This window comes from Myxococcus sp. RHSTA-1-4 (genome assembly GCF_020037125.1).
In the GTDB taxonomy this organism is placed as follows: Bacteria; Myxococcota; Myxococcia; order Myxococcales; family Myxococcaceae; genus Myxococcus.
Genome location: NZ_JAIQDG010000017.1, coordinates 146273 through 168669, shown reverse-complemented (window position 1 = coordinate 168669; position 22397 = coordinate 146273). Strand labels below are relative to the sequence as shown.

Here is a 22397-nt window from a genome sequence, read left to right as displayed (position 1 = left end):
CCGCTACCCTGTGTGGCCCCATGAAGAATCTCCGATTCCTCATCCCCGTCCTCGCCCTGGTCTCACTTCAGGGCTGCATCTACCACCGCGTATACAAGGACTCACCTCCGCCCAAGTCGAAGAAGTCCAGGCTCAGCAGCAAGGAGTGCCATCCGAGCCAGTACTGGGACGGCGATAAGTGCCGTCACAAGGGCAAGGGGAAGGGCGCGCGCAAGCACGACGACTGAGTCCCACGCGGGCGGGACGGCACCGGTGTCACCGGGAGGCTGTCCCGCTTCCGCTCAGGGAGCGGTAGGGTGGGGATGTGCGCCCCGAAGCCCAGCCTTCCCCACCGCTCGCTCCGGCCCTCCCCTCCTCCCGGGAGGCGCCGGAAGAGCGAATCACCCTGCTGGATGGCGGGACGGAGGCGTACCCGCGGATGCTGGAGGCCATCGCCTCCGCGAAACAGCGGGTGCACCTGGAGGTGTACACCTTCGAGCGTGAAGGTGTAGGCGCGCGCTTCGTGGACGCACTCGTGGCAGCGGCGCGGCGGGGTGTGGTGGTGAAGGTGGTGGTGGACGGCTGGGGCAGCATGAATTCCAGCAGTCACCTGACGGAGACGCTGAAGGCCGCCGGTGCGACGGTGCGCGTGTACAACCCGCTCACCTCGCTCTTCACGGGCCGCTCGTGGCGCAACCACCGGAAGATTCTCCTGGTGGATGACGCGGTGGCGTTCCTGGGAGGCATCAACATCGGGGACGCGTACGCCGCGCACGGTAACGAGCCCGGCTGGGCGGACCTGGCGGTGGAGCTTCGGGGCGACATCTGCCGGCAGCTCGGGGCGAAGCTGCACGCGGGGACGTCAGCGCTGACGTCGGGGCCGGTGAGCGTCTTCCTGTCGGGCTTCGGCGGCGGGCACCGGCTGCGCAAGCGGTACATCTCCGCGATTGACGGGGCGACGCGCGAGCTGGTGCTGGCACATGCGTACTTCCTGCCGGACGTGGCCTTCGTGCGGGCGCTGAAGCGGGCGGCCCGGCGAGGCGTGAAGGTGTCCCTGCTGCTGGCCGGGCGCAGCGACGTGGTGTTCGCGCGCGCGGCGACGATGCGGCTGTACCGCGACTTCCTGCGCGCGGGCGTGAGCATCCACGAGTGGACGGCGTCCACGCTGCACGCGAAGGCGGCGGTGATGGATGGGAAGAAGCTGCTGGTGGGCAGCTTCAACCTGGACCCGCTGTCGCTGGTGAATCTGGAGACGCTGGTGGAGGTGGAGGAGCCGGGCGTGGCGGCGCAGTCGGCGCTCTGGCTGGAGAGGCACATGGAGCTGTCGCGGCGCGTGTTCCTGGAGGACTGCGCACGCTCGGGGTTGCAGCAGTGGCTGCTGGACATCCTGGGCCTCGCGGTGGCGCGCTTCGCGGAGCGGTTCGCCAGCTTCATCGGCCGGCGGCGGCGGCGGTGAGGGGGCGGGACCGCGGATTCCCCGTATTCCGGTGGTGCGTGCGAGCTTCCTAGAGTCCCGCTCTCGCGGCGCCGCGGGTCGGCGCGTGTGGGAGGGGACATGCCGCGGTGGATGTTGATTGCTGTGGGTGGGCTGGTGCTCGCCGGGTGCGCGGGGACGCCGGAGCGTGGGAGGACGGGCCGCTACGGACTGGACTCCGCGACGGCTTCGTGCCGGCAGACCCCGGCGCTGTGCGCGCGGATGGCGGGGGAAGAGGCTGTCGTGCCCATGAGCAGGCCGGTGCAGGTGGCGGCCTCGGTGGGCACTGCGGGCAACATGGTGGTGCGGGCGCTGACTGAGGAGCAGCGCGACCACATTCAAGAGATGCTGGAGGCGTGCGCTGATGCGGCACGCTCGGAGGTGATCTTGAGCCTGCTCAACGGGGTGCCTCCAACCGAGGAGAAGTGCAAGGCCGAAGCAAAGGAGGACTCCCAGAAGAAACCCGTGTCATGGGCCAGGAAATTGGGCACGGAGATGCACAAGGTTGCGCACGAGTGCGCCCAGAAGAAATTGAACGAGTTACGCCCTGGAGGGTTCAGCCTGGAGCCGCGGTATCGCTACAACCCGGATACGAGGAAGTGGGAGTTCGTGAGCGAAGAGACGGTACGGTCGCTGCTCAGGCAGGGACGCGGCAATGAACTGAAGGGAACGGTTGCGCCGGACGTCGTCATCCATACAGGTGACCCGCTCCATGTCCTGGCGATCTACGATTTCAAATTTCCCTGTGTGAACCCCACCCAGCTCCCACCCTGGCCGCTGTATCCGCAGGGGCATGCATACGCAGGGCAGGCACAGAACATCGTGTACAAGAACGCGCTCAATCCACGGCACGGTCCCATTCAAATCATTCCCCGGTTGGGGGCCACGCCATGAATGAACACCACCCGGACATTCGTGCCCTCGCGCGGGATGGGTCTCTCTGGATTCGAGATGGACTGAGTGCCTGTTTCTACATGCCTCGTTCTCATTCGGAGCTTGCTCGAAGCGTGCTGCACTCAATCGAGGCCTACCGGCGAGCCGTGGGTCCCCAGGCCCTGAGTTGGTATGCGGGCGCCGATGGGGAGTGGCAACGCTTCGATGAGCGTGTGTGGGAGCATCTCCACCGCGAGATGCTGGAAGGGCCATCTGCCTCGGTTCGACTCATCAGCGCGGCCGGAGAGCAAGAGAGATACCTTGTCGATTATCTCGGGAAATCGCTCGACCCGGCCTCCATCTTCTACAAGCCAGAGGAGGTCTGTGCGGTCTCCTATTGGCTACCCGACGAACTCCTGGAGCGCCATGGTCCCCAGAAGATGCGCGAGCTCATGCTGGAGCTTGCCGCTCCTCTGCCCTTCTCTTCTGGTAACGCGGGGCTCTCGTTCAACTGCCACCTCGACGAGTCGGGTGTCGACCGCGAAGTCCTCAAATACTGCTTCCGTTACCCCGGAATGGATGTGCTCCACCCGAGCATGACATCCCTGCGCATCGGCACGCGTGTCCATGGCCCCTCCTGGCTGACCTTCCTGGGCCAGCCCGTGCTCTGCGAGCTGGGCGGAGTCTCCGGCCTGCGCTCCCGCCTCCACACGCCAGGAACCACCGTGCAGGAGCTGGAGGGTGACCGCGCCGTCGTCACGCTCGGCCCCTGGCCCGAAGCCGGGGACACCGAGCAGGGCAAGGACCTCCCCGCCTACCGGGAGCTGGCGCGCGTGCTGGAGCCGTGGACCTGCTTCGGCGAGAACCTCCTCGGGCTCGACCCGGATGAAGCCCGCCGCTGGGAGCGCCGCTTCCTTGACTGACCCACACACGGGCACGCGGGCGCCCCTCGCAACATTCCTGTCACACGCCCGCCCGCCGGGCAGCCGGGTGCCATTCCCGCTGCGCCGCGTGCCGTCGCACCCTACACTCGGCACCACGCCATGCCCTCCCGTGCCCTACACCCCGTTCTCGCCGCCATCGACGTGGGCACCAATGCCGTGCGCCTGGAGCTGGCCCGGCCGGACGCCGACGGCGCGCTCGAGACGCTGCACCAGGAGCGCGACCCCATCCGCCCGGGCGAGGGCGTCTTCGCCACCGGCGCCATGCCGGAGGAGACCGCCGAGCGCCTGCTCTCCACCCTGCGCCGCTACGCCGCCCTCTGCCGCCGCCACAAGGCCCAGGTGCGCGCCGTGGCCACCAGCGCCCTGCGTGAGGCCCGCAACAGCAACGACATCGTCCGCCGCGTGCGCGAGGAGGCCGGCCTCAACCTGGAGGTCGTCAGCGGCAAGGAGGAGGCCCGCCTCATCTGCCTCGGCGTCCTCCACCGCAAGCCGCCCGGCACGCGCTCGCTGCTCGTCGACATCGGCGGCGGCAGCACCGAGGTGGCCACCGCCGTGGGCGAGAAGCCCGACAACCTCTGGAGCCTCAACCTCGGCGCCGTGCGCCTCACCGAGGTCTTCGACGCCTCCCGCACGGTGACGCCCAAGCAGCTCCGGCTCATGCGCAGCTTCGTCTACGAGTCCCTGCGCAAGATGCTCCCGGAGCGCCCGCCCCACCTGCCCCGCGTGGCGCTCGGCTCGTCCGGCACCATCAACGCCGTGGTGTCCTTCGCCTCCAGCGAGAACAGCGGCAACGCCACCGTGCGCCAGCTCACGAGCACCGTGGACACGCTCGCGGAGATGTCCCCCGAGCGCCGGCGCAAGCGCTTCGACCCCAAGCGCGCGGACATCATCGTCGCCGGCGCCGTCATCCTGGAGGCCGTGGCCCGGCACCTGGGCATCGAGTCCGTCAGCGTCGTCAACCGCGGCCTGCGCGACGGCATCCTCGTGGACCTGCTCTACCGCCAGGACGCGGAGCGCGAGGACCCCAGCCTCGCGGACGCCGCCATCGTCATGGGCCAGCGCTTCTTCTTCGACGAGAAGCACGCGCGCCAGGTCTCCCGCCTCTCCCTCACCCTCTTCGACAGCCTCGCCGCCCTCCACCAGCTCCCGCTGTCGGTCCGCCCCTACCTGGAGGTGGCCGCGCTGCTGCACGACATCGGCCATGCCGTCAGCTACGAGCGCCACCACAAGCACACGTACTACCTCATCCGGAACGCGGACATCCCCGGCCTCGCGGACCGCGAGCGCGAGCTGGTGGCCCGCATCGCCCGCTACCACCGGCGCAGCCCGCCGGACCTGTCGCACTCGGGCATGGACGGGCTCACCCCCACCGAGGCCCGCACCGTGCGCAAGCTGGCCACCCTCCTGCGCGTGGCCAACTCGCTGGACCTCAGCCACCACCAGCCCATCAAGGACTTCAAGGTCACCAACGGCCGCGAGGGCGTGTCCCTGCACCTGCACACCCGCCAGCCCGTGGACCTGGAGTTGTGGAACGTGGAGCATGAGGTGCTGAACTTCCGCCGCGTCTTCGGCAAGCGGCTGTCGTTCCACGTCCACCAGGGCGCCGCCCGCTAGCGCCCGCTCCCCCGGCCGCCTTCCGGAAGAGGAAGCGGCGCGAGCTTTGCCCCCACCCCGGGCGATGCCCAGCCTCCAAGGCGCACGGGTCCGCCCTCACGGCGGGCCTTGTTCGCCTGGCACCAGGGCCCCCGCGGGGGGGAGGAGCGCGCGATGAAGGCTGTCGTTTTCCATGGGATTGGGGACATCCGGCTCGACGAGGTGGAAGAGCCGAACATCGAGAAGCCGACGGACGCCGTCGTCCGGTTGAGCGCGAGCGCCATCTGCGGCACGGACCTGCACATGATTCGCGGCACCATGCCGGGCATGAAGCCGGGCACCATCCTCGGCCATGAGGGCGTGGGCTACGTGGAGTCGCTCGGGGACGACGTGCGCAACTTCAACGTCGGCGACCGGGTCGTCATCTGCTCCACCATCGCCTGCGGCAACTGCGTCTACTGCCGCGCCGGCTACTACGCCCAGTGCAACGACGCGAACCCCAACGGGCCCGAGGCGGGCACCGCCTTCTTCGGCGGCCCGGCGAAGACCGGTCCGTTCAACGGCATGCAGTCGGAGAAGGTGCGGGTCCCCTTCGCGCACGTGGGCATGGTGAAGATTCCCGAGGGCGTCACCGACGAGCAGGCCATCCTCATCTCCGACATCTTCCCCACCGGCTACTTCGGCGCGGAGCTGGCGGAAATCAAACCCGGCGACACCGTGGCGGTGTTCGGCTGCGGGCCGGTGGGCCTGTTCGCCATCGTCAGCGCGAAGCTGCTGGGCGCCGGCCGCGTCTTCGCCATCGACTGCCACGAGGACCGGCTGGACCTGGCGCGCGCGCAGGGCGCCGAGGTCATCAACTTCGACCAGGAGGACCCTGTCGAGACGCTCAAGCGCCTCACCAACGGCATCGGCGTGGACCGCGCCATCGACGCGGTGGGCGTGGACTCCGTGCACGCGCACCACGGCCCCGCGGCGAAGAAGGCCAAGGCGGAGAAGGCCGAGTTCAAGCGCGAGGTGAAGGAGGCCGCCCCCGTCACCAACCCCAAGGGTGACAACTGGGTGCCCGGCGACGCCCCCGCGCAGGTGCTGATGTGGGCCGTGGAGGGACTGGCCAAGGCGGGCACGCTGTCCATCATCGGCGTCTACCCGGACCAGGTGAAGACGTTCCCCATCGGCATGGCGATGAACAAGAACCTCACGCTGAAGATGGGCAACTGCAACCACCGCAAGTACATCCCCCGGCTGCTGGAGCTGGTGCGTACCGGCGTGGTGGACCCCACCGCCATCCTGTCCCACGTGGAGCCCATCGGCAGCGCCGTCGACGCCTACCGCAACTTCGACCTGCGCAAGCCGGGCTGGGTGAAGGTGGAGCTGGAGCCGGCGCAGATTCAGTAGCGGGCCCCGCCTCACGCATCCAGCACGAGGCACGAGTCGCCGAACTCGTGCCCCAGATAGCCGCGCGCCTCCGCGTGCGCGGCCGCCTCGCGCAACAGCGGCAGCGGCGCGAAGGACTGGAGCAGCGCATGGTGGCTGCTGCCCGGCTCGTGCACTCCGGTGAGCAGCCCGTGCACCACGCAGGGGACGTAGCCCGGCCCCAGGAGCAGGTCCGTCGTCTCCTCCCCCGCCACCAGCTTCCCGCCGTACCGTGCCGCGCGGCCCTCCAGGGCCCGTACCACCGTGGTGCCCACCGCCACCACGCGCCCGCCCGCCGCCCGCGTACGCTCCACCGCCTCCACCGTGTGCGCGGGAATGTCCGAGCGCTCCGGCCGGGGCAGCGCCGCGTCCAGCGCCTCGTCCCCCGTGGAGGACAGCCCGGCGGCATGCGTGAGGGACGCCAGCGCCACGCCCCGCCGCCGCAGCTCCAGCAGCAGGCTCCAGGTGAGGGGCAGGCCCGCGGACGGGGCCTCCACGGCCCACGGGCGCGCGCCATACACCGTCTGCACGTGCCACAGCGCCAGCGGCCCCTCGGTGTACGCGTACTGCACCGGACGCCCGCCCCGGTACAGCGCCGCCCACAGCGCCGCGCCGGACTCCTCGAAGGCCACGCGCAGCAGCCGGGGCGAGGGCGGCAGCACCTCCACCACCCGCGTCAGCAGTCCCCCGGCGACGAGGCGCGCGCCCACGGGCAGCACCGGCGGAGGCGGCCGGTCCTCGGTGCGCTTGCGCCAGTCTCCCGTGCCGAAGAGCACCGCCGTCCAGGTGCCGTCCGGCTCGCGCGACAGCAGCCGCAGCTCGATGCGCTCTCCATTCTCCGTCCTCCCGGGCAGGGAGGCGGGCAGCGTGGCGGCGTCATTCACCACCAGCAGGTCACCGGCGCGCAGCAGCGAAGGCAGGTCCGCAACATGGGCATCGGAGAAGCGGCCCGCGCGAGGCTCCACGTGCAGCAGGCGCCCCGTCTCCGGGTGGGCGTTGGGCCAACGCGCGGGATTCATGCGGCCTCCAGCTTCGCCGCCTCCAGGCGGGTGCCGGAGGGCAGCGACTCCGCCCGCCCCTCCATCATTGTGACGAGGCGCGCCGCCACCCCCTCCGGACGCTGGAGCTGGGCGTAGTCCGCGCCCGGCACCGCGTCGCGATACATCCGCGTGTCCATCTCCCCCGGGTCCACGTTGAGGAAGCGCACGCCGGTGCCCTCCAGCTCCGCGGCCCAGATGCGGCCCAGGTGCTCCAGGGCGATTTTCGACACGCTGTAGGCGCCCCAGCGCGGGTAGGCGGACACCGCCGCGTCGGAGCTGATGTTCAGCACCAGCCCCTGGCCCCGCACCGCCATGCTTCCCGCCACCGCCTTGGTGAGCCGGAAGGGGCCCACCACGTTGACCTCCAGCACCCGGCCCAGGTCCTCGCACGCGGTGTCCAGCAGCAGCGGCAGCGGCGTGGGCCCCAGCGTGCTCGCGTTGTTCACCAGCACGTCGATGGGGCCCACCAGCGCGGTGGCCGCGCCCACCAACGGGTAGATGGATTCCTTGTCCCCCACGTCGTACGCCAGGGCATGGACGTCCAGCCCCTCCTCTCGCAGGGCCGCGGCGGCGGCCTCCATTTCTCCTGCGTGGCGCGACACGCCCACCACCCGGGCTCCCCGGCGGGCGAAGGTGGCCATCAGCGCCTGGCCCAGTCCCCGGCTCGCTCCCGTCACCAGCACGGCCTTCCCAACCAGCTTCATGCGTCTCTCCTCCTCTCCAGGAGGGATACACGGGCTTCGCCAAAGCATTGGTGCCCGGGCCAATGGCTTGGCAGATTGCCAATCCATGAACGACGAGGACCTGCCCGACAGGCTGGCACGCAACATCCGGACGCTCCGCGAGACGCGCGGGGCCACCCAGGCGCAGCTCGCGAAGCTCGCGGGGGTGCCTCGCGCCACGTGGGCGCACCTGGAGTCCGGCGCGGCCAACCCCACGCTGTCCGTGCTGCACCGCGTGGCCGCGGCGCTCCAGGTGTCATTGGAGGAACTGGTGGCCAGGCCCCGGGCGAGCGCCCGGCACTACCCTCGCGCCAGCCTGCCCGTCCGCATGCGGGGCGCGGGCATGCTGCGCAAGCTGCTGCCCGACCCGCTGCCCGGCATGGAGTTCGACCGGGTGGAGCTGCCGCCCCAGGTGCGCATCACCGGCGTGCCCCACACGCCCGGCACCCGTGAGTACCTGGCATGCGAGGCCGGCGAACTGCTGCTCGTCGCCAGCGGCGAGCGCTTCCTCCTCCAGCCCGGAGACGTGGTCGTCTTCCGGGGGGACCAGAAGCACTCGTACGAGAACCCGGGGACGAAGACCGCGGTGGGCTACTCCGTCGTCCTGCTGGCGCCTTCCATCTGACGCGTCAGCCCGCGGCCCGCCCGTAGTACCAGGCGGTGAGCGCCAGGCGCGTGGCGTAGGCGGGCAGCACCTCGTGCTCGATGCGCTCGCTCAGGAACACCACGAGCGTGTCCAGCACCGGTGCCACGTCCACGGGCGCCGAGCCTTCCGGGTACAGCCGCAGCACGCCCCCATGCGCCGGCTCCCAGCCCGCGTTGGCGTACCAGACAGCCGTGGCCCGCCGGTTGGACTGGCCGGGAAATGCATCACGGTGGCGGGAGTAGTGGGCCCCTCCGCCCGGGTAGCAGGCGAGCTGCAGGTCGAAGCGCCCCAGCCCCAGATACGCTCCCGTGGACAACGCATCGCCGAGCGTGCGGAAGGACTCCCACAGTTCGCCCAGCGGTGTGTCCGGCTCCGGAAGCACCCACTCGATGAGGTCTCCCCTCACGGAGGAGTCCTGCGTCCGGTCCGCTCCGCGGCGGATGCCCGCCGGCCGCAAGCTGCCAGACGCCATGCGAGCCAATGCCACGTCCCTCACGGCAACGGCTCGCGCCTCGCCCAGGAACGCGGACCGGATGAAGTATCCCCGCGTCCCCAGGCCTTCGACTTCCTGGACCGTCAACTCCACACTGCTCCCTTCACGACACACGACATACACTCACGCGCACCCTGCCCCAGACGCCCACTCCTGGGAAGGAGGTACACTGCCGCCATGGCGTACCTCTCGAGAGCCCTCACCGTCCTCCTGGGTGCCACGCTCGGCGCGCTGGGCGCCTGGCTGCTCCTCCGGCCTCCGCCCACCTCCCTGCCGGACACCCCGTCCGTGGTGCAGCAGATGCGCGAGGTGGCCCGGCTGGAGACGCTCGACGTCGCCCTCTACAAGAAGGTGACCTTCACCCCCGAGCCCCAGGCCACGGATGCGCTGTGGAAGGACGTGCTCAACTGGGCCGCCTACACGATTCAGAACCCGCACGGGCGCGCCATCGTCTTCGCGGACGCGCGACTGGGCTTCGACTTCCAGCGCTTCGGCCCGTCAAACCTCCAGGTGTCCGGCACCCGCGTCTACGTGGTGCTGCCGCCCATCGAGGTGAAGGTGGAGCTGCGCCCGGGCGAGACGGAGGTCATCGACTCCAACCTGGACAGCGCTCAGACGGCGCAGTTGCTGGAGAAGGCCCGCCTGGCCTTCGAGCAGGAAGTGCGCGCCGACTCGCGCCTCCAGCAGCGCGCCCGGGACTCCGCGGAGCGCGCGCTGCGCTCCCTGCTGCTCACCCTGGGCTACCGCGAGGTGCTCTTCGTGGACAGCCTGCCTACGGCCACCGCGGGCTGAGGCTCCGGGGCACGCCCCGGAGTGCCGAGGCCTGGCGCTCTCCCGGAAGACCGGGGCCCCGCGCGGCCTACACGGAGAGAAGCCCCTCAGCGGTGAGGCGGAAGGTGCCGGGAATCCCGTCCGGCGAGGGCACCAGCCGCTCCAGCGCCTCGCGCGCGGAGGCGTCCGACTCACGGCACACGAGCGCCAGCTCGCGCCGGCCCAGCGACACCCGGAGCGGCCCCTCGCCCGCGACCTGCATCAGCGCGCTCCACTGCGCGCGGGTGAGCAGACGCGCACCGTCGTGGCCATCCCCCTCCGCCACCGCCCAGAGTCCGGAGAAGGCCTCGGCCAGCCGCACCTCGCCCTTGTCGATGAGCACGGGCCGCACCGACGCGGGACACGCCTCCAGGTTGCGCCACGCCGCCGCGTCCACGGCCTCCGCCGTCAGCCCCGCCGGGGCGAGCGCGGACTCCGGCAGGTAGCGCACGAAGTCCGCGTCCTCCAGCACGTAGAAGACCTCCAGGCCCGCGGGGCCCGGCCGGTGCAGCGCGCCCACCGCCCGAGTGGCGAAGTCCGCCGGCCGCAGCACCGGACGCAGCCGGGACTCCAGCGCCGGGTCCTCCGTGCCCAGCCCGGAGGAGAGCCCGCCCAGCCGCGCCGCCAGCGCGTCCACGTGCGCGGTGAGGCTCTCCGTGCCTGGGGACTCGCGCCAGGCCACATACAGCGAGCCCACGTCCACGCGGCCCACTCCACCGCTGGCGAGCTTCACCAGCAGGTCCCTTCCCTGCCGCCGGAAGGCGACACGGGCCCGGGCCAGCGCCGCGGTGAGCGCCGTGGTGAACTCCGGGCGCAGCACCTCCTCCCGGGGCGCGGGCGGAGGCGGCAGGTCCGCGGCCTCCAGCTCCTCCTTCAGCAGCCGCGCCTCGGCGTCGAAGGGGTCCCTGGCCAGCGCATCCTTTATATACGCGCGGGCCTTGTCGGCCTCGCCGCGCCGCAGCCCGAGCACGGCGAGCACCTTGAGTACCTCCGGGTCGTCCGGCTCCTGCGCCTGCACCTCGCGCAGCAGCGCCTCCGCGTCGCCGTGCCGCTCCAGTCCCAGCAGCGCCCGCGCCAGGCCCAGGCGCACCGGCACGTCCCGGGGGAAGTCGCGCCGCAGGGACTCCAGCAGCGGCAGGGCTTCGCGCTCGGCGCCCGCGTTGATGAGCGCATGGGCCACCGCCAGCCGCAGCGTGGGGCCCGGGGTACGCCGGGCCTCCTCACGGAGCAGCTCCAGCTCCGCGTCGCCGAGGACTTCACCCGCCTCCACCTTCCGGCGGACGCGCTCCAGTTCGTGAGTGGAACTCACGAGCATTCCCCAGGACGTTCGCCAAAGACGTCGTATTTCCGAGTCATCATGCGCCAAGCGGCGATGCTGCCCCGGTTGCGAACTCCGTCACGAACCGTGAGATGAGACTTAACGCGCCCGACAGTCACGCAAGGTGCTCGCGGCCCAACCACGGAATCAGTTCCGCGGCAATGGCAACGAGCCTTGGTTCCCACCAGAGCTGCCCACAGCAACAATGCGCTGAAGAAATAGTGTGCGCTGAGCTGGGTCATCGACATTGACGACCTGGTCGGCAGCTCGCGAGAGCACCCTGCTCGCCTCTCCCATCGCCGCCGAGTATCCCCCCGTGAGCACGTACGCAATGAACACAGGGGTTTGATGAGGACCGCTCATCTGACGGAAGAGTTCGCGGAACGCCAAGAACTCTTGGCTGATGGCCTGAAGGTCATCCTCAAACTTCGGACGCGTACCAACCACCGGCTCCATCAGCAGCAACTCGTCCTTTCCAGGAACGTAGTGCGAGACACTTGCCGCAGCCTTGGGGTGCGTTCGAGGCAGGGAACTGGGCGCGTACTTCCTCTTCACGAAGTCTGCGACGCTCCACTGCTCGAAGAATCGGTAGCCCACCGTATCCCGATGGGGTCGGTATGGCGGAGTCTCCTTTTGATCCTGCTCACGCAGCGGCTTCTGCGGCAGAAGCTTGGCCTCAAGCCATTCCCGCGCGCTGCCAACACCTGCTGGTACGAGGCGCTCTTCCCCCAGTTGGGCGAGGGCACTTAGCTCTCCAGATGGGAGATCGAACCGAGCTGGCGTGGAGAGAGAGTCGAGGATGAGCTGCATGGTGGACCATGCTTTGCGCCCACCGATGCAGCCAGGGCCGGGAACCCAAGGAGCCCGAGCAAGTTCGACCTGCCCATCGTGCTCGACGAGCGCGCCAATAGTGATCTTCGTCCCAACGAAGGGATCCGGCACGTATTGGACGAGACGGAACTTGGCGCTCACGAGATTGCTCCCACGACCTCGATGTAGCGTTCAACCAACCTGGTCGCCTGCTTCATCCTCTTCGAAAGGGCCGAGAACAGTATGTTGCTTTCTTGCTCACCTACAAGCCTGCAGGCACCGGCTACCTGATGCTGAAGGGCAGGAGACTCCACCAGCTCGACTGCCCGCCTGGCAGCCCGGCGGGCGCCTGGTTCCATCAAGCGCACAGGTAACCCCCGGGCAATATTCGGCTTTTCCGGCACAGCCAGATCTGCTGCTGCGAAGTCTGCAGGGAATCCGACCAACGCCGCCCCTGTGTCGATCGCCCACGCGTCGAGCTCTGGCTCTTCAGCCCCTGGCGTCAGCAAGATGTTCATCTTGTGCCGGTCGTGGTTGTGGATGATCGCATCGAGCGCGAGCATCGCGCCAAAGGCGTCCAGGTTGGTCACGAAGTGGGCGTGGTGTGCCTCCCAGTGAATCGGATGGGGGATGTAGGCACTCAGCCACGCTGCGTCTGCGCGCCCCGGGAACAGAATGGCGGCATCAGGTACAGGTGCACCAAGGTCTCGCCCCAAGAACCAGCCGACGAGCTCAGCGAGCATCTCCTGCCAGCCAAATCTGGTCGAGGCTCTTGCGCACCCATCGTCGGCCCACTCCGTCCACAAAGAAGTCGGCTTGACTCGTATGTGGAACATCGACGGGACCAGCGCTCGTGCCACCGCTGACCACCTCCAGGGATGGTCCCAGTAGTCCTCCGAGCCACGTGTCATCCGGCACGCGCATCCCCCACCCCAAGAGGTAGGGACGTTATCCGAGCTGACACGTACTGCGCGAGCTTTCCGCGGAGCCCAACCCCATGGAGGCCAGCTGCGAGTTGAGTTCGCACCTCGCCAAGCGGCGCCTCCCCCACTACCGCGAGGTGCGCTTCGTGGACAGCCCGCTCACCTCGGGCCGAAGCGGCGGTCCCTCCCCGCAAGGACTCCGCGCGGGGTAGACCTCCAGGACACGGCTCAGCGCGCTGGCCAGCGTCTCCACATGCGGCGCCTGCAGCACGGTGTAGTGGTCGCCCGACACGTCCACCACCTCCACCTGGGAAGCCAGCGCCGCCCAGCCCCGGTCGGGCACGTGGGCCTCCCCCACCTCGGCCTCCGTGCCTCGCAGCAGGACGACCGGAAGCGAGAGGGGACGCAGCACATGCTGATGGAGGGCGCGCGCACAGGACGTGAAGACGCGCTGGAGCGCCTGGAGCCGCGCCAGCCCCACCTCGGGGCCAAAGACACCCGCGCGGCGGCCCCTCTCCAGCAGGTGCTTCAGCAGCGCCGGGCCATCGTCCAACCGCTGGACGTCCTCGGGCTCCACGGGCAGCCCCAGCGTGCGCGCCAGGTTCAGCGCGAACAGCCCATCCAGCGTCTCGGACTCCTCGACACGGGTGCCCTGCGCATACGACGTGGGGCTGGGCTCGATGAGGATGAGCTGCTCCACCACCTCCCCCGCCTCCTGGAGGAGCCGCGCCATCTCGACGGCGATGACCGCGCCCAGCGACCAGCCTCCCAGGCGGTAGGGCCCGTGAGGCCGCGCGGTGCGCAGGGCCTCCACGTAGAGCGCCGCCATGGCCTCGATGGACTCCAGCGGGGGCTGCTCGCCCTCCAGCCCGCGGGCCTGTATGCCGATGAAGGGCTGCTCCGAGCCGAGGTGACGGGCCAGCTCCGCGTAGCCCGACACGGTGCCGCCCACCGCATGGACGCAGAAGAACGGCGGACGCGAGCCCCCGGCCTGGAGCGGCACCAGCAGCTCGCGCACGTCGGGCGCCAGGTCCAGCCGGGACAGCGGCGCTTCCGGATGCGCCACCGCCCACGCCAGCAGGCCGCGCAGCCGCTCGGACATCCGCGCCGCCGTGGTGCGCTCGAACAAATCACTGGCGTACTCCAGCGAGCCGGAGAACCCCTCCTCCGTCTCCCACAGCGCCAGCGTCAGGTCGAACTTCGCCGAGTGCCGCTCCACGTCCTCGAACCGCATGGACAGCCCCGGCCCCATGGGTTGTGCCCACGGCGCGTTCTGCAGCACGAACATGACCTGGAAGAGCGGCGAGCGGTCCGGGCCGCGCTCCGGCTGGACGGCCTCCACCACGCGCTCGAAGGGCACGTCCTGGTGTGCATAGGCCCCGAGCGTCACCTCGCGGACCCGGCCCAGCAGCTCGCGGAAGCTGGGGTTGCCGTGCAGCCGCGTGCGCAGCGCCAGCGTGTTGACGAAGAAGCCGATGAGCCCCTCCAGCTCCGGCAGGCCACGGCCCGCGACGGGCGAGCCCACCAGCACGTCGGGCTGTCCCGACTCGTGGGACAGCAGCGCCACGAAGCCCGCCAGCAGGGCCATGAAGGGCGTCACGCCCGCGCGGTGGCACAGGGCCTTGAGCGCCGTGGACACAGGCTCGCCCAGCTGCACCGGCACGCGGCCGCCTCTCGGAGAGAGCACCTCCGGGCGCGGCCGGTCCGTGGGCAGCTCCAGCAGGGACGGCGCCCCGGTGAGCTGCTGGCGCCACCAGTCGAGCTGGGACTCCACCACCTCGCCCTTCAGCCACTGGCGCTGCCACACCGCGTAGTCCGCGTACTGCGCGGGCAGCGGCGGCAGACGGGGCTCCTCGCCCCGTGAGAAGGCCTCGTAGAGCGCGGACAGCTCGCGGATGAGCACCGCCGAGGACCAACCGTCCGAGATGATGTGGTGCATCGACACCACCAGCAGGTGGTGCTGCTCGCTCAGCCGCAGCAGCAGGGCGCGCACCAGCGGGCCCTTCTCCAGGTTGAAGGGCCGCTGGGCCTCATCGGCCGCCAGCGCGCGCGCCTCGGCCTCGCGCTCCGGCTCGGGCAGCTCCCGCAGGTCCACCAGTCCCATGTCCGGCGGCCCGGCGGGGAGGATGACCTGGGTGGGGCCCTGCGCGTCCTCGCCGAAGACGGTGCGCAGGCTCTCGTGCCGCTCGTGCAGCGCCTGGAAGGCGAGCACCAGCGCGCGCACGTCCAGCGCCCCCTGGAGGCGCAGCGCCGCGAGGATGATGTACGCGGTGCTTCCGGGCTCCAGCCGGTCCAGCAGCCACAGGCGTTGCTGGGCGAAGGACACCGGCAGCGCGCCCGTCGTCCTCGGCACCGGCAGCAGCGGGGGCACCACGGGCGTGGCCTCGCCATCGCCGCGGGCGGCGTCGACCCGCCGGGCCAACGCCTCCAGCGTGGGCGCCTCGAAGAAGGCCTGCATGGGCACTTCCGTCCGCAGCGCCGTGCGCAGCCGGGCCACCACCTGCGTGGCCAGCAGCGAGTGGCCGCCCAGCTCGAAGAAGTGGTCCTTCACGCCCACGCGCTCCAGGCCGAGCACCTGGCGCCACAGCCCCGCCAGCAACTCCTCCGTGGGCGTGCGCGGTGCCTCATAGGGCCGGAGGCTGGTGCGCTCATTGAGGGGCACGGGCAGCGCCTTGCGGTCCACCTTGCCATTCGAGTTGCGCGGCAGGGCCTCCAGCACCACGAAGGCCGAGGGCACCATGTACTCGGGCAGCGTGGCGCGAAGTCCCTCGCGCAGGGCGCTGATTTCGAGCGTCTGTCCCGCCTCGCCCGCCACGTACGCGACGAGGCGCTGACCTCCAGGGCCGTCCTCGCGCGCCACCACCACGGCCTCGCGCACGCCCGGCTGGGCCTGGAGCCGGGCCTCCACCTCGCCCAGCTCGATGCGGAAGCCGCGCACCTTCACCTGGAAGTCGTTGCGGCCCAGGTACTCCAGCTCACCGTCCGGCCGGTAGCGCACCCGGTCTCCCGTCTTGTACATGCGCGAGCCCGGCGGACCGAAGGGGTCCGGGAGGAAGCGCTCCGCCGTCAGCTCCGGGCGATGGAGGTAGCCCCGCGCCAGCCCCGAGCCCGCCAGGTACAGCTCGCCGGGCGCGCCCACGCGCACCGGTTGCAGGTGCTCGTCCAGCACGTAGGCGCGGGTGTTGGAGATGGGGCGGCCGATGAGGGGCGGCTCCCCGGGCTTCACCAACGAGAAGGTGGAGTAGGTGGTGTCCTCCGACGGGCCATAGAGGTCGTAGAGGCGCCGCACGGTGGGCACCTCGTACACCTCTCGCGCCAGGGGCGCCGGGAGCGGCTCTCCGGCGAGGTTGACGGTGCGCACCGAGGCGGGCAGCGCGCCCAGCCGCAGCAACTGGGCCATGGCGGAGGGCACGGTGTTGACGAGGGTCACCTCCGACGCGTGGGGCAGCTCCGCCAGCGCCAGCGCATTGCGGGCGACGATGACGCTGCCGCCACGGCTCAGCGGGGCGAAGACCTCGAACACGGAGAGGTCGAAGTTGAGCGAGGTGCCGGCCAGCACACCGCCCAGCTCCTCCGCGGAGAAGACGCCGTGCGCCCAGGAGAGGAACGCCACGGCGGCGCGGTGCGGAATGGCCACGCCCTTGGGGCGGCCCGTGCTGCCCGACGTGTAGATGAGGTAGGAGATGTTCTCCGGCAGCGCCGCGACCGGAGGCTGTGTCGAGGGCTGAAGCGCCAGGGCCTCCGCGTCCGTGTCCAGGCACACCGGCGTGGCGGCGTGCGGAGGCAGCGCCGCGAGCAGGTGCGAGTGGGCGACGAGCGCGGGCCCCTGCGCGTCCTCGAGCAGGAAGGCCAGGCGCTCCCGCGGGTACGTGGGGTCCAGCGGCACGTAGGCACCACCCGCCTTGAGGATGCCGAGCATCCCCACCACCATGTCCGCCGTGCGCTCCACGCACAGGCCGACGCGCACCTCGGGCCCCACGCCCAGCTCACGCAGGCGCCAGGCGAGCCGGTTGGCGCGCGCCTCCAGCTCCGCGTAGGTGAGGCGCGTGGAGCCCGCCACCACCGCAACGGCCTCGGGAGTCTCGCGGGCCTGGGCCTCCACGAGCTGGTGCAGGCACGTCTCACGGGGGAAGTCCGCGGCCGTGTCATTCCACTCCACCAGCAGGCGGTGCCGCTCCTCGTCCGTGAGCGGCGCCTCGCCTGCCGCTGCCGGGGTCTCCAGGCCCGGGGGCAACGAATCGGCGCGCAGGGAGATGACGGGCAGGCGGCGCCGCTGCTCCGGCGCGGGAATGCGCTCCGGTGCGGGCGCCACGCGGGCCCGGGCCTCATCCACCAGCCTCGCGACCTGCTGGACGGTGGAGTGCTGGAACAGGGCGCGAAGGGGCAGCTCCACACCGAAGCGCGCGCGCAGGCGGGCGAGGACGCGCGTGGCCATCAGCGAGTTGCCGCCCAGCTTGAAGAGGTCATCCCGCGCGCCCACGCGCTCCACGCCGAGCAGCTCGCCGAAGAGCGCGGCCACCTCCACCTCGGTGGGAGTGGCCGGAGCCACATGTCCCTCGCGCGCGCGCTCCAATTCCGGCGCGGGCAGGGCCTTGCGGTCCACCTTGCCGTTGGGGCTGAGCGGAAGCGCGTCCAGCACCACGAGGGCCGAGGGCACCATGTACTCGGGCAGCTTCGCCTGCATCAGCGCCCGCAGTGCCTCGGGGTCCACCGCGCCCGCCTCGCCCCGCCCCGCGACGTAGGCCACCAGCCGCTTGTCCCCGCCCCCGTCCTCGCGCGCCACCACCACCGCCTGCCGCACGGAGGGGTGCTGCTCCAGCACGGCCTCGATTTCACCCAGCTCGATGCGCAGGCCGCGCACCTTCACCTGGAAGTCGGCCCGGCCCAGGTACTCGATGGCGCCATCCGGCAGCCAGCGCGCCACGTCGCCGGTGCGGTACAGCCGCGCGCCCGGCGTGTCGATGAAGGGGTCCGGAATGAAGCGCTCCGCCGTCAGCTCCGGACGGCCCAGGTAGCCGCGCCCCACCTGCACGCCGCCGATGAACAGCTCGCCCGACACGCCGATGGGCACCGGGCGCAGGTTCGCATCCAGCAGGCGAATCTGCGTGTTGGCCACGGGGCGGCCAATGGGCACCGAGCGGCGCGGCTCGCCCGGCACGCACGGGTAATAGGTGACGTCCACCGCGGCCTCGGTGGGGCCGTAGAGGTTGTGCAGCCCCGCGCCGGGCAGCCGCTCGAGGCAGCGCTCGGCCAGGTCCAGCGGCAGGGCCTCGCCGCTGCACACCACGCGCTTCAGCGACGCGCAGCGCTCCAGCCCCGGCTCCTCCAGGAACACCTGGAGCATGGAGGGCACGAAGTGCAGCGTGGTGACGCCCTCCTCCGCGATGAGGCGCGCGAGGTACGCCGGCTCCTGGTGCCCGCCCGGCTTCGCCACCACCAGCCGCGCCCCCACCATCAGCGGCCAGAAGAACTCCCACACGGATACATCGAAGCTGAACGGCGTCTTCTGAAGCACGGTGTCCGCTGGCGTCAGCCCGTACTCCCGCTGCATCCACAGCAGGCGGTTGACCACCGGGCCATGCTCGTTCATCGCCCCCTTGGGGCGGCCGGTGCTGCCCGAGGTGAAGATGACGTACGCGAGGCCGCCGGAGCTGGCCGTGGGAGGAGGAGCGTGCCGCGGCTGGAGGGCCACCACGTCCCAGCCGGAGTCCACGAGCACCACCCGGGCCTCGTGCGGAGGAAGGCGCGGCAGCAACCGCTCCTGTGCGAGCAGCACCGCGGGCCGCGCGTCCTCCAGCATCCACGTCAGGCGCTGCGAGGGGTATGCCGGGTCCAGCGGCACATAGGCGCCACCGGCCTTGAGGGTGGCCAGCAGGGCCACCACCATCTCCAGGGAGCGTTCCAGACACAGGCCGACGCGCACCTCCGGGCCCACGCCCAGCGAGCGCAGGTGCCACGCGAGCTGATTCGCGCGCGCGTCCAGCTCCGCGTACGTGAGGCGCGAGCCCTCGAAGGAAAGCGCCACCGCGTCGGGCGTGCGCCGGACCTGGGCCTCGATGAGGGTGTGGATGCAGGCCTCACGCGGGAGGTCGAAGTGCTCGCCGCTCCACTCGCGCAGGAGCTGGTGGCGCTCCGGGCCGGTCAACAGCGGCAGCTCCGCGAGGCGCCGGTTCGGGTCCTCCACGGCACCGGCCAGCAGCGTCTCCAGGTGGCCCAGGAGGCGCGCCATCGTCGGGGCCTCGAACAGGTCCGTGCTGTACTCCGCGCTGAGCCGCAAGCCCTGGGGCAGCTCGATGGCGTACAGCGTGAGGTCGTGCTTCGTCGTCTTCGTGTCGACGGGCAGCGCGTCCATCACCAGCCCGCGGGCTCGAAGCGGCGGCAGGGGCGAGTTCTGCAGGACGAGCATCACCTGGAACAGCGGCAGGTGGCTGGAGCTGCGCTCCACCTTGAGCGCCTCCACCAGCTTCTCGAAAGGCACGTCCTGGCGCGCATAGGCCTGGAGCGTCGTCTCGTGCACGGCCTCCAGCAACGCGCGGAACGAGGTGTCCCCCGACATCTGGGTGCGCAGGGCCAGGGCGTTGATGAACAGCCCGATGAGTCCTTCCAGGTCGGCGCGGTTGCGGCCCGCGATGAGCGAGCCGACCGTCAGGTCCGTCTGCCCCGTGTAGCGGTACAGGAGCGCCTTGAAGGCGGCCAACAGGACGACGAAGAGCGTCTTCCCCTCGCGCTGGCCCAGGGCCTTGAGCGCCTCGGTGAGCGCCGGGGACAGCATCCGCACCTGCCGCTCTCCGCGCGAGCCGAGCACGGCGGGACGCGGCTTGTCGGCGGGCAGCTCCAGGCGGGCCTTGGGGTCCAACCGGGAGCGCCACCAGGCGAGCTGCTCCTCCAGCACCGGGCCCCGCAGCCATTCGCGCTGCCACGCGGCGTAGTCCGCGTACTGGAGCGGCAGCGGCGCCAGCGGCGAGGGCTGCCCCTCGGCGAAGGCCTGATACACGGCGGCCAGCTCGCGCACGAGCACCCCCAGGGACCAGGCGTCGGTGACGATGTGGTGCGTGTTCACCAGGAGCAGGTGCGCGTCCGGGGCGAGCCGGAGCAGCACGGTGCGCAGCAGGGGCCCCCGCTCCAGGTCGAACGGCCGCCGCGCCTCGGTGGAGATGCGCTCCCAGGCCAGCGCCTCCGGGAGCTCCACCACCTCCAGAGGCACTTCCATGCCGGTGGAGATGCACTGGACGGGGAGCCCCTCCTCCACGGTGAGGGTGGTGCGCAGCGCCTCGTGCCGGTCCACGAGCTGCTGGAGGCCGCGCTCCAGCGCCTCCAGGTGGAGCTCACCGGACAGCCGCACCACCACGGGCATGTTGAAGAGGGCGCTGCCGGGGTTCCACTGCTCCAGGAACCACATCCGCTCCTGGGAGAAGGAGGGAGGCGCCCGCCGGGACCTGCGGGCCTTCTCACGCAGCAGCCGCGCGAGCCGGGCCCGCTTCTCATCGGGAGTCAGCGTCATCTTCCACCTACCTCTCGGGGTTCACCGCCCAGACGGGCCTGGAGGAACTGCCGCGCCGCCTCAAGCGCCGCGTCCACGCCCTCGCGGCGCGTTCCCTCGCCCCAGGCCAGCTCCGGTCCGCCCTCGGCACGTCCCTCCACGACCGGTGTCACCTGGGCCAGGAGCGCCCCCGCGTCCACGCCGCGCGCACACAGCTCCGGCGCCGCCGCGGCGAACATCACCACCTTGCCGCCCTGCGTGCCCGTGAGCACCACCGCGGAGGACGCGGCGGCCTCGCGGACCGCGCTGGCGACGGCGCGAAGCTGCTCCACGGGAGCCTCCCCCAGGTGGCTGACCACGAGCGTGGCGTCCCCCAGCTTCATCGCGCTCGCGATGAGCGAGCGGGCCAGCTCCGCCCGCCGGGCCTTCGTGGCCTCCCTGCTCCGGCCGGGCTTCTCCTCGTTCAGCCGCTGCGTCATGTGCCCGAGCTTCTCGCGAAGCTCCGACAAGCGCGGCGGAAGGGGAGGGGGCCAGTCCTCCAGCTTCTTCGCGAGCGCGGCGAGGCGGCCGGCCCGCTCCCGCCGCTCCAGCCGGGGGATTTCCTCCAGCTCGGCCTCCATCGCCTCCAGGTCCTTGCGCAGGAGCTCCACCGATTCCCCGGGGCTCATGAACGGAGGGACGAAGCGCTGGGGGATGGCGTCGAAGCCCACCACCGCGTCCCCGTCGATACGGCGCAGGTAGCCCCGGGCGGCCGGCAGCAGCGAGCCGTTGGCGAAGCGCTGCAACAACCTCCACCCCGCCTTGCGGTGCGGGAGCAGGTGGTCGGTGTAGACGATGCAGTAGCGGGGAAGCGGCCTGTCACCGCGCAGGCTCTTGAACTCGTCCGCGCCGGCCCCCGTCTCGATGGCCACGCCCCGGTCCACGGCCTCCTTCAGCAGCAGGCTGTTGAGGATGCGGTACAGCCCGACCTCGCGGGGAACGCCGAGGTCATACCCGGCGACGGGCGACCAGAGGACATCTCCCACCACGGAGATGCCGTAGAACACGTCGATTCGCCCGTCCTTCACCAGCGCGCGGAGGTGAATCGGCCCGCCGCGCAGGGCGGCCTCGAAGTACTCGGGGCGGACGTCGGGGTTCGTCCGGTACTTCTCCCGGTTGAGCATCCGGTACAGCTCCGCCAGCCGGGGGGCGCAGCCGGGCACGTCCCGGGCATCCACGAGCTGGTAGCCGGACGTCTCCAGCAACCGCGCATCCCGGCGGCGGTTCTCCCGCACCTTGCGGTGGATTTCCTCCCCGTGGGCGAGCCCCATCCGGGTGTAGGGCGTGTAGAGGGCGGAGTAGCCACACTCCGTCAGCGTGTCGAGCAGCGGCGCGTGCGTGGCGGGGCTCAGCGCCGGGAAGGCGATGGCATGTCCGGGGAAGCGCTCCGTGAGGAAGCGCGTGAGGCGCCGCACCTGGTCGGCGGACAGCAGCGGCGTGGTGTTGCGCAGCGTGGGCCAGTTGTCCACGAAGATGCACTTGTTGATTCGCGAGGCCTTGAGCACCCCACCCAGCCCCTGAAGGACGCGGCTGACCACCCGCCTGGCGACGGGCCCGAAGCCCTCGTTGTCCGCGATGGCCGCGCGCTGGTTGGTGATGTAGCGGGCGAAGAGGGAGAAGGCGCCCGTGTTGCCGTACTCCGCGTCGTTGATGGAGAGGGGCAGGAGCAGCCCGTCCAGCTCGACGAGCCGGAAGGTGGTCCGCTCCGAGAAGAACGCCATGGCGCCCTGCTGGAAGAGGGGGACGAGGAAGTCCCGGGCCCTGCGCCCCGCCTCCGTGTCCGGCCACGGGGCGGAGGTGATGTCGCGCTCGTCGTAGAGGTTCATGGTGCGTGCGGAGT

The 22397-nt window shown here is 70.9% G+C and carries 16 protein-coding genes; 8 read left to right on the top strand and 8 right to left on the bottom strand.

What is annotated here, in order from left to right; all coding sequences use genetic code 11:
• Positions 1–20 precede the first annotated feature (20 nt).
• The 6 genes from K8638_RS23375 to K8638_RS23350 all read left to right on the top strand — a co-directional run bounded on the left by K8638_RS23375 (position 21) and on the right by K8638_RS23350 (position 6258).
• Positions 21–227 (top strand): hypothetical protein, encoded by a 207-nt coding sequence (locus K8638_RS23375; protein WP_223756813.1) that lies wholly within the window; start codon positions 21–23, stop codon positions 225–227.
• 77 nt (positions 228–304) lie between these two features.
• A complete protein-coding gene (locus K8638_RS23370) occupies positions 305–1435 on the top strand; it encodes a phospholipase D-like domain-containing protein (protein WP_223756812.1) in 1131 nt (376 codons plus the stop codon).
• 267 nt (positions 1436–1702) lie between these two features.
• The gene (locus K8638_RS23365) at positions 1703–2347 is read left to right on the top strand and encodes a hypothetical protein (RefSeq protein ID WP_223756811.1); all 645 of its coding nucleotides are present in this window, start codon (positions 1703–1705) and stop codon (positions 2345–2347) included.
• Positions 2344–3249: a DUF3396 domain-containing protein gene (locus K8638_RS23360; protein ID WP_225937511.1), complete on the top strand. Its 906-nt coding sequence runs from the start codon at positions 2344–2346 to the stop codon at positions 3247–3249. Before K8638_RS23365 ends, K8638_RS23360 begins: the two co-directional genes overlap by 4 nt.
• A 120-nt stretch (positions 3250–3369) precedes the next feature.
• The gene (locus K8638_RS23355) at positions 3370–4884 is read left to right on the top strand and encodes a Ppx/GppA phosphatase family protein (protein ID WP_223756809.1); all 1515 of its coding nucleotides are present in this window, start codon (positions 3370–3372) and stop codon (positions 4882–4884) included.
• Between the two features lie 153 nt (positions 4885–5037).
• On the top strand, positions 5038–6258 hold the full coding sequence (locus K8638_RS23350; protein WP_223756808.1) for a zinc-dependent alcohol dehydrogenase: 1221 nt from the start codon (positions 5038–5040) through the stop codon (positions 6256–6258).
• An 11-nt stretch (positions 6259–6269) separates the two neighbouring features.
• Here K8638_RS23350 and K8638_RS23345 read toward each other — a convergent pair whose 3' ends face one another.
• A complete protein-coding gene (locus K8638_RS23345; protein WP_223756807.1) occupies positions 6270–7295 on the bottom strand; it encodes an S-adenosylmethionine:tRNA ribosyltransferase-isomerase in 1026 nt (341 codons plus the stop codon).
• Positions 7292–8020 carry an SDR family oxidoreductase gene (locus K8638_RS23340; RefSeq protein ID WP_223756806.1) on the bottom strand — a complete coding sequence of 243 codons (729 nt, stop codon included), beginning with the start codon at positions 8018–8020 and terminating at the stop codon, positions 7292–7294. Before K8638_RS23340 ends, K8638_RS23345 begins: the two co-directional genes overlap by 4 nt.
• An 85-nt stretch (positions 8021–8105) precedes the next feature.
• On the opposite strand from K8638_RS23340, the gene K8638_RS23335 reads away from it, so the two are divergent.
• Complete coding sequence (locus K8638_RS23335) at positions 8106–8663, top strand: helix-turn-helix domain-containing protein (RefSeq protein ID WP_223756805.1); 558 nt, start codon at positions 8106–8108, stop codon at positions 8661–8663.
• 4 nt (positions 8664–8667) lie between these two features.
• On the opposite strand, the gene K8638_RS23330 is transcribed toward K8638_RS23335, so the two are convergent.
• Positions 8668–9156 carry a 2OG-Fe(II) oxygenase gene (locus tag K8638_RS23330; RefSeq protein ID WP_223756804.1) on the bottom strand — a complete coding sequence of 163 codons (489 nt, stop codon included), beginning with the start codon at positions 9154–9156 and terminating at the stop codon, positions 8668–8670.
• 198 nt (positions 9157–9354) lie between these two features.
• Between K8638_RS23330 and K8638_RS23325 the strand changes: the two genes are divergently transcribed.
• Positions 9355–9969 carry a DUF4230 domain-containing protein gene (locus tag K8638_RS23325; protein WP_223756803.1) on the top strand — a complete coding sequence of 205 codons (615 nt, stop codon included), beginning with the start codon at positions 9355–9357 and terminating at the stop codon, positions 9967–9969.
• Between the two features lie 67 nt (positions 9970–10036).
• On the opposite strand, the gene K8638_RS23320 is transcribed toward K8638_RS23325, so the two are convergent.
• The 5 genes from K8638_RS23320 to K8638_RS23300 form a co-directional block, all read right to left on the bottom strand.
• Positions 10037–11302, bottom strand: coding sequence for a tetratricopeptide repeat protein (locus K8638_RS23320; RefSeq protein ID WP_223756802.1), 1266 nt, complete (start codon positions 11300–11302; stop codon positions 10037–10039).
• A 150-nt stretch (positions 11303–11452) separates the two neighbouring features.
• Positions 11453–12277, bottom strand: a complete 825-nt coding sequence (locus K8638_RS23315) for a hypothetical protein (protein WP_223756801.1) — start codon at positions 12275–12277, stop codon at positions 11453–11455.
• Complete coding sequence (locus K8638_RS23310) at positions 12274–12858, bottom strand: hypothetical protein (RefSeq protein ID WP_223756800.1); 585 nt, start codon at positions 12856–12858, stop codon at positions 12274–12276. Before K8638_RS23310 ends, K8638_RS23315 begins: the two co-directional genes overlap by 4 nt.
• A 307-nt stretch (positions 12859–13165) precedes the next feature.
• Positions 13166–20539, bottom strand: a complete 7374-nt coding sequence (locus K8638_RS23305; RefSeq protein ID WP_223756799.1) for a non-ribosomal peptide synthetase — start codon at positions 20537–20539, stop codon at positions 13166–13168.
• Positions 20536–22383: a DHHA1 domain-containing protein gene (locus tag K8638_RS23300; protein WP_223756798.1), complete on the bottom strand. Its 1848-nt coding sequence runs from the start codon at positions 22381–22383 to the stop codon at positions 20536–20538. Before K8638_RS23300 ends, K8638_RS23305 begins: the two co-directional genes overlap by 4 nt.
• Between the last annotated feature and the right edge of the window lie 14 nt (positions 22384–22397).